This is a genomic window from Serratia sp. AR11 (assembly GCF_056376275.1).
On record NZ_CM150739.1, the window covers coordinates 1,098,499 to 1,110,721 of the forward strand.

The window sequence follows — 12,223 nt, forward strand, 5'->3', positions numbered from 1 at the left end:
ATGGCATGTGGCGAATTTGACCTCATTGCCCGCTATTTTGACCGGTTTAAGAGTCTGCGCCGGGATGTACAGTTGGGCATTGGAGATGACTGCGCACTTCTGACAGTGGCAGAAAAACAGCTTTTGGCCGTCAGTACCGACACTCTCGTTTCGGGCGTTCACTTCCTGGCGGATATCGATCCCGCCGATCTCGGCTACAAAGCACTGGCAGTTAACCTGAGCGACCTGGCAGCCATGGGCGCCGATCCCGCCTGGCTTTCGCTGGCGCTAACCCTGCCGGAGGTGAATGAACCCTGGCTGAAGGCGTTCAGCGATAGCCTGTTCGAACAACTTAATTATTACGGTATGCAGTTGATTGGCGGTGATACCACACGCGGCCCGTTAAGCATGACGTTAACCATTCACGGCCTGATCCCGGCCGGGCGGGCATTGACCCGCAGCGGTGCGCGTATCGGCGACTGGATCTACACCACAGGTACGCTGGGTGACAGCGCCGCCGGTCTGGCGGTGCTGCAGGAACGTTTGCAGGTAGCGGACGCCGAGGCACGCAATTACCTGATTGGCCGTCATCTGCGGCCTCAGCCACGGGTATTGCAGGGGCAGGCACTGCGCGATCTGGCCAGTTCGGCGATTGATATTTCCGACGGCCTGATTTCTGACCTGAAGCATGTGCTGAAAGCCTCCGAGTGCGGTGCGCGCATCAATCTCGATGAGCTGCCGTTGTCGCAGGCGTTAAGCAGCCATACGGATGCCGATCAGGCGCTGCGCTGGGCATTGACCGGCGGTGAAGATTACGAACTCTGCTTCACCGTACCGGAAATCAACCGTGGTGCACTGGAGGTGGCGTTAAGCCATCTGGGCGCTGACTATACCTGTATTGGTCAGATTGGCCCGCTTTCCGAAGGCATCAAATTCTACCGCAGCGATGAAGTGGTGGAACTGCCGTGGCACGGTTTCGATCATTTCAGCGAAGGGCAGGCGTAACATGGATGAAGCTAAACGCCGCTTGCGGATGAGCAATCCGTGGCACCTGCTGGCCACCGGCTTTGGTAGCGGTTTGTCGCCGGTGATGCCGGGCACCATGGGTTCACTGGCGGCGATCCCCTTCTGGCTGCTGTTGATCCAACTGCCATGGCAACTGTATTCGCTGTTGGTGATGTTCAGCATTTGTATTGGCGTCTACCTGTGCCATCAGACCGCCAAAGATATGAAGGTGCACGACCACGGCAGCATCGTCTGGGACGAGTTTGTCGGCATGTGGATCACGTTGATGGCACTGCCGGTCAATGACTGGCAGTGGGTTGCGGCAGGTTTCGTGATTTTCCGTATTTTGGATATCTGGAAGCCATGGCCGATCCGCTGGTTTGATCGCAATGTGCACGGTGGCATGGGGATCATGGTCGACGATATCGTCGCCGGGGTCCTTTCCGCCGGTATCATCTACCTGATTGGTCACCATTGGCCGCTTGGGTTGTTCTGATTTTGAGGGCGCAGTTCAATGCTGCGCCTCTGAACCCTCCAGGTTATTCAAATCCTGTCACATGGTGCGGCACATAAGCCGTTTCCAGCTCGGCAATCTCTTCCGGTGTTAATTCAAGATCGACGGCGGCGACGGCGTCTTCCAGATGGTCATGGCGTGACGCACCGATAATCGGCGCGCTGACGACAGGCTTGCTCAACAGCCACGCCAGTGCGATTTGCGCACGGGGCACACCGCGTTCTTCGGCAATACTGGCTACGCGTTCGGCAATGATGGCGTCGATGCCCTCGGTTTCATCGTACAGATTTTTACCGACCTGATCGGAGACCAGACGCGCAGTGGTTTCCCCCCAGGGGCGGGTTAAGCGACCCCGCGCCAACGGGCTCCAGGGCAGCACGGCAATGCCTTCGGCAGCGCACAGCGGTAACATCTCACGCTCTTCTTCACGCTGGATCAGGTTGTACTGGTTCTGCATGCTGACAAAGCGCGTCCAGCCGTGCAGATCGGCGGTGTACAGCGCCTTGGCGAACTGCCAGGCGTACATTGACGATGCGCCGATGTAGCGTGCCTTACCGGCTTTCACCACATCGTGCAGCGCTTCGAGCGTTTCTTCCAGCGGCGTTTCATAATCCCAGCGATGGATCTGCAACAGATCAACGTAGTCGGTGCCCAGCCGCTTGAGGCTGTCGTCAATGGATTGCATGATTTTGGCGCGCGACAGTCCCTGCTGCAGATTACTCAGGGGGAAATAGACTTTGGTGGCGATCACTACCTGGTCACGGCGGGCATAATCGCGCAGTGCCTGGCCGACGATCTCCTCACTGCTGCCGTCTGAGTAGCTGTTGGCGGTGTCAAAGAAGTTGATGCCGGCATCCAGCGCCTGTTTCAGCAGCGGTCGGCTGCTTTCCTCCGGTAACGTCCAGGCATGGTTGCCACGGCTGGGTTCGCCGTAGGTCATGCAGCCCAGACAGATACGTGAGACGTTCAGGTCGGTGTTACCCAGTTTCAGATACTTCATGCTTGCCTCCCGGTGTCAGCACAGAACTTTAACTGTAGCGGATTTTCGGGTGACAGAAATAAAAACGCCCCCGCAAAGCGGAGGCGTCGATCGATCGAGCGGGCGCGACGATTATTGCGCCAGCCAGACCTCAATTTGCCGCTGGATGCCGGCGGCGTCCAGGCCGAGATCGCTACGGACTTCTTCCTGGCTACCCTGGGAGACAAAGAAGTCCGGCAGGCCGATATTCAGCACTGGTACCATTCGGCGCCTGGCCATCAGCAACTCGTTCACGCCGCTGCCGGCACCGCCCATAATGGCGTTCTCTTCCAGCGTGACCAGTGCGTCGTGGCTGGCTGCCAGTTCCAGTATCAGCTGTTCGTCCAGTGGCTTCACAAAGCGCATATCCACCAGCGTTGCGTTGAGCGTTTCCGCTACCTGCGCGGCTTCCGGCAGCAACGTGCCGAAATTCAGGATCGCCAGCTTTTCACCTTCGCGGCGGACAACGCCTTTGCCGATCGGCAGAGAGTTGAGAGGTTCCAGCGGTGCACCGGTACCATTGCCACGTGGATAACGCACGGCGCTTGGGCCTTCGTTATAGTGATAGCCGGTGTACAGCATCTGACGGCACTCATTCTCATCACTTGGCGTCATGATCACCATGGTCGGGATGCAACGCATAAATGACAGATCAAAGGCTCCCTGGTGAGTCTGGCCGTCAGCGCCGACAATACCGCCGCGATCGATGGCAAACATCACCGGCAGCTTTTGAATGGCGACGTCGTGGATCAACTGATCGTAAGCGCGTTGCAGGAAGGTGGAATAAATTGCTACCACCGGCTTATAACCGCCAATGGCCAAACCGGCAGCGAAGGTCACCGCGTGCTGTTCGGCAATCGCCACGTCAAAATATTGCTGCGGATAGTCGCGGGAGAACTGCACCATGCCCGAGCCTTCACGCATGGCCGGGGTGATGGCCATCAGCGAGCTATCCTTGGCGGCGGTTTCACACAGCCAGTCGCCAAAAACTTTTGAATAAGTTGGCAGGCCGCCGGCGCTTTTCGGCAGGGTACCGCTGGCCGGATCGAATTTCGGCACTGCGTGGAAGCTGATCGGGTCTTTTTCCGCCGGGGCGTAACCACGGCCTTTTTTGGTCATGATGTGCAGCAGTTGCGGGCCTTTCAGGTCACGCATGTTTTTCAGCGTGGCAACCAGCCCCTGGACATCGTGGCCGTCGACCGGGCCGATATAGTTAAAGCCCAGCTCTTCGAACAGCGTGCCCGGTACCACCATGCCTTTCAGGTGTTCTTCGGTGCGTTTGACCAGCTCTTTAATCGGCGGCAGGCCGGACAGCACTTTTTTACCGCCTTCGCGCAGGGTGGAATAAAGCTTGCCGGACAGCAGCTGCGCCAGATGGTTGTTCAGCGCGCCGACGTTTTCCGAAATCGACATTTCGTTATCGTTCAGCACCACCAGCATATCCGGGTCGATATCACCCGCGTGGTTCATGGCTTCAAACGCCATGCCGGCAGTGATCGCGCCATCGCCGATCACGCAGACCGTACGGCGATTTTTGCCTTCACGCGCAGCGGCTACCGCCATGCCGAGACCGGCACTGATCGAGGTGGAAGAATGACCGACCGACAGGACGTCGTATTCACTTTCTGCCCGCCACGGGAAAGGGTGCAGGCCATTTTTCTGGCGGATGGTGGCGATTTTGTCGCGACGACCGGTCAGAATTTTATGCGGGTAGGCCTGGTGGCCAACGTCCCATACCAGATGATCGAAGGGGGTTTGGTAAACATAGTGCAATGCCACCGTCAGTTCGACGGTACCCAGCCCGGAGGCAAAGTGGCCGCTGGAGCGGCTGACGCTGTCCAGCAGGTATTGCCGAAGTTCGTCACACAGCTTCGGTAGGCTCTCTTTTGGCAGCGAACGGAGTTCATCCGGATTTTCCGCTAGCGCCAAGGTCGGGTATTTGGCTATATCAAGACTCATTCGATACTCATATCAGAGGAGTTAACGTCACACGTTAATTGTCGCGTTCAATAATGAAGCTGGCTAACGCTCGCAATGGCGCTGTGTTATAAGATTGTGCTGCCAAAGTGTCTAATGCAGCTAAAGCTTCCTGATAGAGATCCCACGCTTTTGCTTTCGCGCTGTCAAGCCCGAGCAAAGCTGGATAGGTGCTCTTTCCGTGTTGCTGGTCCGCCCCCTGGCGTTTACCGATTTTCTCGGTTTCGCCGACCACGTCCAAAATATCATCCTGCACCTGGAACGCCAGGCCAATCGCAGCGGCGTAGCGATCAAGCTGCACCAGTGCGGCGCGGCCAGGCTCACCGGCGGCTAATGCCCCAAGGCGAACGGCTGCGCGAATCAAGGCACCGGTTTTGTGTCGATGGATTTGTTCCAGCGCTTCCAGACCAATCTGCCGGTCTTCGGCTTCCAGATCCAGCGACTGGCCGCCACACATGCCGGCAACGCCGCTGGCGGTTGCCAGTTCGGACACCATCGCCAGCCGGTCGCGCAGTGCCACGTCGGGCATCTCGGCATCGGCCAGAATGGAAAATGCCAGCGTTTGCAGGGCATCGCCGGCCAAAATGGCGTTGGCCTCACCAAATTTGATGTGGCAGGTCGGCTGACCGCGACGCAGATCGTCGTCGTCCATCGCCGGCAGATCGTCATGGATCAAAGAATAGGCGTGAATGCATTCTACCGCAGCGGCGGGCGCATCCAAATTATTCAGTGATACGCCAAACATCTGTCCGGTGGTATACACCAGGAACGGACGCAGACGTTTACCGCCCAGCAGCGCGCCGTGACGCATTGCCGCCACCATGTTGCCATCATTGAACGGCAGTGGCGCGATAAAATTAAGCAGCGTGCGGTCGGCCCGCTGGCGTAAAGCCTGCAACTGGTCAGAAAAGGCGGTCTGTTGGACAGTCTCGGACATGGTGATTACTCGGCATCCGGTGTGAAAGGCGTCAGCGCCGCATCATCGGCGCTGTCGTTAAGCAAAATTTGTACGCGTTGCTCCGCCTGCTGCAGTTTCTGCTGGCCCTGGCGTGCCAACTGTACGCCGCGTTCGAACTCATTGAGCGCGTCTTCCAGCGGTAACTCACCCGATTCCAGACGCGTGACGATGCTTTCCAACTCGCTAAGGGAGCTTTCAAAGCTGACGCTTTGCTCTGTACTGTCTGATTGTGCAGGTTTTTTTGGCATAATTTTCTTTTTACATCATCATGTGAACAGTGGCGCCAGAGCCTATCTTAGCGGGTCTTGATTGGCAAATCATGGCGCACATGTGTGGTTTTGTGCACCGAGCCCCACCAGATAGTGGTATACTCGGCGCCGCAAATGCGATTGATAAAACATTCGGCAGCCCCGTTGGTTTTATCAATCGCATATACATTGTAAATCCTTTTCCCTCGTAATTCTGACAATAAAGACCGCCATGAAGTTTATCATTAAATTGTTCCCGGAAATCACCATCAAGAGCCAATCTGTGCGCTTGCGCTTTATCAAGATCCTCTCGACCAGTATTCGCAACGTCCTGAAGCAGTATGATGAAACACTGGCGGTTGTCCGTCACTGGGATCATATCGAAGTTCGCGCCAAAGATGAAAACCAGCGGCCGGTGATTGCCGACGCGCTGACGCGCATTCCCGGTATCCACCACATTCTGGAAGTGGAAGACCGCGACTATACCGATATCCACCACATTTTCGAGCAGACGCTGGAAGCCTACCGCGAGCAACTGGAAGGCAAGACCTTCTGCGTGCGCGTTAAGCGCCGCGGCAAGCAGGACTTCAATTCGCAGGACGTGGAGCGTTACGTCGGTGGCGGTCTGAACCAGCATATTGAAAGCGCGCGCGTTAAGCTGTCGCATCCGCAGGTGACGGTTAACCTGGAAATCGAAAACGACAAGCTGATGCTGGTGAAAGCCCGCCGTGAAGGCATCGGCGGCTACCCGGTAGGCACCCAGGAAGACGTGCTGTCGCTGATTTCCGGTGGTTTCGACTCGGGTGTTTCCAGCTATATGCTGATGCGCCGCGGTTGCCGCGTGCATTATTGCTTCTTCAATCTGGGTGGCGCGGCGCATGAAATTGGCGTGCGTCAGGTAGCTCACTATCTGTGGAACCGCTTTGCCAGTTCGCACAAGGTGCGCTTTATCGCTATCGATTTTGAACCTGTGGTTGGCGAGATCCTGGAAAAGGTCGAAGACGGCCAGATGGGCGTAGTGCTCAAGCGCATGATGGTGCGTGCCGCTTCGCAGATTGCCGAACGTTATGGCGTGCAGGCATTGGTGACCGGTGAAGCGCTGGGGCAGGTATCCAGCCAGACGCTGACTAACCTGCGCCTGATCGACAACGCGTCCGATACGTTGATCCTGCGTCCGCTGATCTCCCACGATAAAGAGCACATCATCAAAGTGGCGCGCGAGATTGGTACCGAGGACTTCGCCAAGACCATGCCGGAATACTGCGGTGTGATCTCGAAAAGCCCGACGGTGAAGGCGATTAAAGCCAAGATCGAAGAAGAAGAAGGGCACTTTGATTTCAGCATTCTTGACCGTGTGGTTAGCGAAGCCAAGAACGTGGATATTCGCACCATCGCCGAGCAGACTCAGGAGCAGGTTACCGAAGTCGAAACCGTGGCGGAGTTCGATGCTGACCAGGTGATTCTGGATATTCGTTCTAACGACGAGCAGGAAGATAAACCGCTGAAGCTGGATCAGGTTGAGGTGAAACCGCTGCCGTTCTACAAGCTCAGCACCCAGTTTGGCGATTTGGATCAGAGCAAAACTTACCTGCTGTACTGTGAGCGCGGCGTAATGAGCCGCCTGCAGGCGCTATATTTGCTGGAGCAAGGCTTCACCAATGTTAAGGTTTACCGCCCGTAAGTCATTTAGGGGGCGCACTGCCGCCCCCATGATTTAATCGCGAAAATCGTACATTCCAGGTATCAATACCAGCTGAGCGGCGATCTCCGCCGCTTTGGCTTTCCCCAGCAGTAAATCAATCAGCTTCAGCGCAAACTCCATTGAAGTTCCCGGCCCCTGGCTGGTGAGCAGGTTAACGCGCGGATCGAACACCACACGTTTTTCTATCCATTGGTCGGCCGGGATCTGTTCTTTCAGCCCCGGGAACCCGGTCATATTGCCAATGGGGAACAGATCGTGGTGTTGCAGCACCAGCGCCGGTGCTGCGCAGATGGCGGCGACAATATTGCCCTGCAGGTGCATCTGACGCACTTTCTCCACCAGCAGCGGGCTGTCGCGGAAGCACTCGGCACCTTTCAGGCCACCGGGCAGCACTATGGCGTCGAAAGGCTCGTCCACAATCGACACTAGTGGTGCATCGGCCAGCAGTTTTACCCCGCGTGAACAGACGATGGTCAGGTCGCCATCGCCTGCTACGCTGGCGGTAGTCACTTTAACGCCCGCCCGCACCAGTAAATCTATCGTGGTGACGGCTTCGATTTCTTCGCTACCAGGTGCCAGGCAGACCAGCGCCGATACGCTCATATTCATTTTCCTTTCGCTTAATCAATTCAAACAGACGTGCGTTCTCTGGCAGAGTCACGCCGTGGCTACGCGCGCGGCGCAGCAGGTAACCGGTAATGTAGTCGATTTCGGTGTGTCGCTGGGTGCGGATATCCTGCAGCATTGAAGAGACGTTGTCCGCAGTGCTTTGGATCACTTCCATGACGTACTGCTGCAAACCCTCGCATGAGGTGTGGTAGCCCTCCATTTCCATCACGCTGGAGACCTCGCGGCAGATAAGCTCGATTTGTTCGGGATAGCGTTGCAGATCGCCATTACGGCAGTTATACAGCGCCGTGAGCGGGTTGATCACGCAGTTGACCGCCAGCTTGCGCCAGTTCGCCGAGGCGATATTATTGTGCCAGGCGACGTCAGGCAGGGCCTGATGCAGCACTTCTGCCAGGTGGCTCAGTGATTGCGCCGCCGGGGAGGTCGGGCCGATATGGGTGGTGCCACCGGCGACATGGATAATAGTGCTGCCGTCATGACGCGCCGCATGGGTAGTGGTGCCCTGCAGTATCGGTTGGTTGTTCGCTGGCAGTTCGTCCTGGGTGCCCATGCCGTTATGCAGCAGTAGGATCGCGCAGCGTGGGTTCAACTTTGGCAGCAGCGTGCTGACCGCACTCGATACCTGCCAGGCTTTCAAGGTGACCAGCAGCAGTTCGCTCTGGGCTAAATGTTCGGGGTCGTTGGTGGGTAAATTACGGTTGAACGAAGCGCCTTGCGGCTCAATCACGTTCACTGCGCAGAAGGGTTGTGGCACCCGTAGCCATCCCTGTACATCGTGACCCTGCTGATAAAGCCGGGAGAGCCACAGTTGTCCGAGCGCGCCGCAACCAAGAATAGTTATTTTCATCCAGACTCCTTGGGGTAACGGGAATATCGCTCAATGACTGTCTTATAATTATAGACTTTTCTGCTGTTCGGCGGCTTATCCGCCGCTAGCTTCAGCCGATTTTGCCTGAGACGCTAAAGCGGTTATCATGCTCGGCATCGAAATCGCCTATCCCATTAGGCTCTCATTCAGGAGGAAGAAGTATGCCATCTTTCGACATTGTTTCCGAAATTGATATGCAGGAAGTGCGTAACGCCGTCGAGAACGCCACGCGCGATCTGGGCACCCGTTGGGATTTCCGCAACGTGCCGGCCAGCTTTGAGCTGAACGAAAAAGACGAAAGCATTAAAGTTGCCAGTGAGTCTGATTTCCAGGTGCAGCAGTTGCTCGATATTCTGCGTGAAAAGCTCAGCAAGCGCAGCATTGAAGGCAGCGCACTCGAGATCCCGGAAGAAATGACTCACAGCGGTAAAACCTACAGTGTGGATGCCAAGCTGAAGCAGGGGATTGAAAGCGCCCAGGCGAAGAAACTCGTCAAGCTGATCAAAGACAGCAAGCTGAAGGTCCAGGTACAGATTCAGGGCGATGAAGTGCGGGTGACCGGTAAATCACGCGACGATCTGCAGGGCGTGATGGCGCTGGTGCGCGGTGCCGATCTCGGACAGCCGTTCCAGTTCAAGAACTTCCGCGATTAAGGTTTTTGCGAAGGTGACGATCTTGAAGGGCCAGCTTGCTGGCCCTTGGGTTAGATGACAAAGTTGTCTTTGAGCCCGAGATACTCGGGCCTAGCGCACCGAGGGGCACTCCGGCGGGCAAGCCGCTACGACCCCTTCGGCACGCTCTCCCTAATAATGGGCTTTGTCAGCCGTCTGAAGGGCCAGCTTGCTGGCCCTTTTCTTTACAGTGAATTCACCAGCGCTTCCAATTGGACTCGGTTGGTTTGTTTGGTATCGACCTTCACGTAGGCGCTGCGCTCTTCCGGCACCACTATCGCTTCCGCCACGCCCGGTTGGGCTTTCAGGCGGCTTTCCAGTGCCGAATCCTTCACGGCCAGTTCCGACAGCGTAATACGCAGGCTGCTGACGTAAGGCGGTTCTTGCATGGTGCTGCTGACCAGGAACCAAACGGCAGCTAACACCGCCCCGGCGATAAACACCAGCCCCGCACCCTGCAGGCCATACAGCAAGCCACCCAGGCTGCCGCCGATCGCCACGCCGATAAACTGGCTGGTGGAGTAAACCCCCATCGCCGTACCCTTGTAGCCGGCCGGAGACTCTTTGCTGATCAGCGAAGGCAGAATGGCTTCCATGACGTTAAACGCCATAAAGAACAGCTGCACGCCGGCAATGATGCCCCACAGGTGCGCGCCGGACAGCCACAGCAGCACTTCCGCGCAGAACAACACCGCTACGCAACCCATAAAGACCTGCTTCATGCGGCGCTTCTTCTCGGCATAAATGATAAAGGGCACCACGGCAGCAAAAGAAACCAGCATGGTGACCAGATAGACAACCCAGTGTTCGCTCGGCGCCAGGCCGGCTTTTTCCATCGCCAGTGGCAGCGCCACGAAGCTGGACATCAGCAGGATATGCAGACACATGATGCCGAAATTGAGCTTCAACAGCCGGGAGTTGCTCAGCACCTTGCTGAAGCTGCCGCGTACGATGCTCGATTCCCGGTTCAGCACGTGGTGGCTGGCCGAAGGAACCACTGCCAGAGTGATCACGATGCCGGCCAATGCCAGCACGGCAATCATCCAAAACAGCGCATGCAGGCCAAAGGCGTGGGTAACGATCGGGCCGACCACCATGGCAATAGCGAAGGTAATACCGAAGCTGACGCCGATAAACGCCATTGCCTTGGTACGGTTTTGTTCCCGGGTCAGGTCGGACAGCAGTGCCATCACTGCCGCGGCGATAGCGCCGGAGCCCTGTAATGCCCGGCCGAGGATCACCCCCCAGATGGAGTCGGTCGCGGCGGCAATGACACTGCCCAGCGCAAAGATCAGCAGCCCGCCGACAATCAACGGTTTACGGCCGATACGATCGGATATCAGGCCGAAGGGGATCTGAAACACCGCCTGCGCCAGGCCATAAATACCGATGGCGATACCGATCAGCGTTTCGCTGGCGCCGTTCAACGCCATACCGTAGGTGGTCAGTACCGGCAACACCATAAACATGCCCAGCATGCGCAGTGAGAATACCGTGCCTAATCCCCAGGTCGCTCGTCTCTCCAGCGGGGTCATTGCATTATCGTTCATTAAAACCTCATTAAAAGCCATTCCGTCAGGTTATCGGTGATAACGCCTGAGGGGATAGCTTCTGTGAAAGAAGCGTCATTTTAGTGTGAAGGGCAGGGGGGGTAAATCTAATGTTGTTTAACAGATATTACAGTTCGTCGGCTTTTGGGCGAGACAAATAAAATGGGCCGCTAAAGCGGCCCATTTACAGACGATTTGGCTTACCAGACGTACGTCATCAACGCTTCCGGCGCGGCTGTCGCGCTGAAGTCGATAGACATCATTACGCTCAGCGAAGTGATGGCAACAATCGAGAACACAAACAGCTTGCGTGCCCAAACGCTGTCATTTTCGGTTTTGTAACCACGCAGTGCCATGCCTAGCCACCATACGCTCACCGCCGCAGCGACGATCAGGTATTTGTAACCGGCGTAGCCGCCCAGGGTCAACATCAGGGTGGCAATCATAAACGCCACAATGTAGACCGTGATGTGGTTCTTCGCCACCGAAATGCCTTTCACTACCGGCAGGACCGGAATGTTGGCTGCCTGGTAATCTTTAAAGCGGAAGATGGCAATCGCATAGGAATGCGGCATCTGCCACAGGCTAAAGATAGCCAGCAGGATCAACGCGCCGGCATCGAACTCGTTGGTGACTGCGCAATAACCGATAACCGGTGGCGCAGCGCCCGACAGGCTGCCGATCAGCGTGCCATAGACCGAGTGGCGTTTCATGTACAGGCTATAAACACCGACATAAACCACAAAGCCCATCACCGCCAGCCACATGGCCAGCGGGTTGGCACCGATATACAGCAACGCAAAGCCCGCAATACCCAGAGCGGTAGCGTAAACCAGGCTTACACTCGGCGCGATCAGGCCCTTAACCAGCACCCGATTCTTCGTTCTCTCCATTTTCTTGTCGATGTCGCGGTCAATGTAGTTATTAAATACACAGCCCGAAGCGACAACCAACGAGACCCCCACCAGGGTGGCGAGAAACAGGGGATAGTCGATGCTCCCTTTAGAGGCGAGCAGGAATCCCCCGACGACAGAAATTAAATTGCCGAAAATAATTCCTGGTTTAGTTACTTGCAGGTATTGCTTAATCATCACGTCCAGCTC

The 12,223-nt window shown here is 56.5% G+C and carries 12 protein-coding genes; 4 read left to right on the forward strand and 8 right to left on the reverse strand.

Going from position 1 to position 12,223, the window contains the following annotated elements:
• Both thiL and pgpA read left to right on the forward strand, forming a co-directional pair.
• Positions 1 to 984 (forward strand): thiamine-phosphate kinase, encoded by a 984-nt coding sequence (thiL, locus tag ACSOSI_RS05195; protein ID WP_012005515.1) that lies wholly within the window; start codon positions 1 to 3, stop codon positions 982 to 984.
• Between the two features lies 1 nt (position 985).
• Positions 986 to 1,480 (forward strand): phosphatidylglycerophosphatase A, encoded by a 495-nt coding sequence (gene pgpA / locus ACSOSI_RS05200; RefSeq protein WP_012005516.1) that lies wholly within the window; start codon positions 986 to 988, stop codon positions 1,478 to 1,480.
• A gap of 43 nt (positions 1,481 to 1,523) precedes the next feature.
• Here pgpA and ACSOSI_RS05205 read toward each other — a convergent pair whose 3' ends face one another.
• From ACSOSI_RS05205 to xseB, 4 genes are all read right to left on the reverse strand, one after another.
• The gene (locus ACSOSI_RS05205) at positions 1,524 to 2,498 is read right to left on the reverse strand and encodes an aldo/keto reductase (protein WP_012005517.1); all 975 of its coding nucleotides are present in this window, start codon (positions 2,496 to 2,498) and stop codon (positions 1,524 to 1,526) included.
• Between the two features lie 111 nt (positions 2,499 to 2,609).
• On the reverse strand, positions 2,610 to 4,475 hold the full coding sequence (dxs, locus tag ACSOSI_RS05210; RefSeq protein ID WP_261422866.1) for a 1-deoxy-D-xylulose-5-phosphate synthase: 1,866 nt from the start codon (positions 4,473 to 4,475) through the stop codon (positions 2,610 to 2,612).
• A 34-nt stretch (positions 4,476 to 4,509) separates the two neighbouring features.
• Positions 4,510 to 5,430: a (2E,6E)-farnesyl diphosphate synthase gene (gene ispA / locus ACSOSI_RS05215; protein WP_017891828.1), complete on the reverse strand. Its 921-nt coding sequence runs from the start codon at positions 5,428 to 5,430 to the stop codon at positions 4,510 to 4,512.
• 5 nt (positions 5,431 to 5,435) lie between these two features.
• Complete coding sequence (gene xseB, locus ACSOSI_RS05220; protein WP_012005520.1) at positions 5,436 to 5,699, reverse strand: exodeoxyribonuclease VII small subunit; 264 nt, start codon at positions 5,697 to 5,699, stop codon at positions 5,436 to 5,438.
• 232 nt (positions 5,700 to 5,931) lie between these two features.
• On the opposite strand from xseB, the gene thiI reads away from it, so the two are divergent.
• Positions 5,932 to 7,380 (forward strand): tRNA uracil 4-sulfurtransferase ThiI, encoded by a 1,449-nt coding sequence (gene thiI / locus ACSOSI_RS05225; protein WP_012005521.1) that lies wholly within the window; start codon positions 5,932 to 5,934, stop codon positions 7,378 to 7,380.
• Between the two features lie 33 nt (positions 7,381 to 7,413).
• Here the strand turns inward: thiI and yajL are convergent, their stop codons facing one another.
• A complete protein-coding gene (yajL, locus tag ACSOSI_RS05230; protein ID WP_012005522.1) occupies positions 7,414 to 8,004 on the reverse strand; it encodes a protein deglycase YajL in 591 nt (196 codons plus the stop codon).
• The gene (panE, locus tag ACSOSI_RS05235) at positions 7,967 to 8,878 is read right to left on the reverse strand and encodes a 2-dehydropantoate 2-reductase (protein ID WP_261138390.1); all 912 of its coding nucleotides are present in this window, start codon (positions 8,876 to 8,878) and stop codon (positions 7,967 to 7,969) included. Before panE ends, yajL begins: the two co-directional genes overlap by 38 nt.
• A 182-nt stretch (positions 8,879 to 9,060) precedes the next feature.
• Between panE and ACSOSI_RS05240 the strand changes: the two genes are divergently transcribed.
• Positions 9,061 to 9,552 carry a YajQ family cyclic di-GMP-binding protein gene (locus ACSOSI_RS05240; protein WP_012005524.1) on the forward strand — a complete coding sequence of 164 codons (492 nt, stop codon included), beginning with the start codon at positions 9,061 to 9,063 and terminating at the stop codon, positions 9,550 to 9,552.
• A gap of 203 nt (positions 9,553 to 9,755) precedes the next feature.
• On the opposite strand, the gene ACSOSI_RS05245 is transcribed toward ACSOSI_RS05240, so the two are convergent.
• Positions 9,756 to 11,120 carry an MFS transporter gene (locus tag ACSOSI_RS05245; RefSeq protein ID WP_261138388.1) on the reverse strand — a complete coding sequence of 455 codons (1,365 nt, stop codon included), beginning with the start codon at positions 11,118 to 11,120 and terminating at the stop codon, positions 9,756 to 9,758.
• A 200-nt stretch (positions 11,121 to 11,320) separates the two neighbouring features.
• Positions 11,321 to 12,211, reverse strand: a complete 891-nt coding sequence (cyoE, locus tag ACSOSI_RS05250; protein WP_012005526.1) for a heme o synthase — start codon at positions 12,209 to 12,211, stop codon at positions 11,321 to 11,323.
• Positions 12,212 to 12,223: the final 12 nt, after the last annotated feature.

Bases quoted from the DNA above. Each gene is read 5' to 3' on its own strand.
- ACSOSI_RS05240 (WP_012005524.1), top strand. From the start codon at position 9,061: ATGCCATCTTTCGACATTGTTTCCGAAATTGATATGCAGGAAGTGCGT.
- cyoE (WP_012005526.1), bottom strand. From the start codon at position 12,211: ATGATTAAGCAATACCTGCAAGTAACTAAACCAGGAATTATTTTCGGC.
- ACSOSI_RS05245 (WP_261138388.1), bottom strand. From the start codon at position 11,120: ATGAACGATAATGCAATGACCCCGCTGGAGAGACGAGCGACCTGGGGA.
- dxs (WP_261422866.1), bottom strand. From the start codon at position 4,475: ATGAGTCTTGATATAGCCAAATACCCGACCTTGGCGCTAGCGGAAAAT.
- thiI (WP_012005521.1), top strand. From the start codon at position 5,932: ATGAAGTTTATCATTAAATTGTTCCCGGAAATCACCATCAAGAGCCAA.
- ACSOSI_RS05205 (WP_012005517.1), bottom strand. From the start codon at position 2,498: ATGAAGTATCTGAAACTGGGTAACACCGACCTGAACGTCTCACGTATC.
- thiL (WP_012005515.1), top strand. From the start codon at position 1: ATGGCATGTGGCGAATTTGACCTCATTGCCCGCTATTTTGACCGGTTT.
- pgpA (WP_012005516.1), top strand. From the start codon at position 986: ATGGATGAAGCTAAACGCCGCTTGCGGATGAGCAATCCGTGGCACCTG.
- panE (WP_261138390.1), bottom strand. From the start codon at position 8,878: ATGAAAATAACTATTCTTGGTTGCGGCGCGCTCGGACAACTGTGGCTC.
- yajL (WP_012005522.1), bottom strand. From the start codon at position 8,004: ATGAGCGTATCGGCGCTGGTCTGCCTGGCACCTGGTAGCGAAGAAATC.
- ispA (WP_017891828.1), bottom strand. From the start codon at position 5,430: ATGTCCGAGACTGTCCAACAGACCGCCTTTTCTGACCAGTTGCAGGCT.
- xseB (WP_012005520.1), bottom strand. From the start codon at position 5,699: ATGCCAAAAAAACCTGCACAATCAGACAGTACAGAGCAAAGCGTCAGC.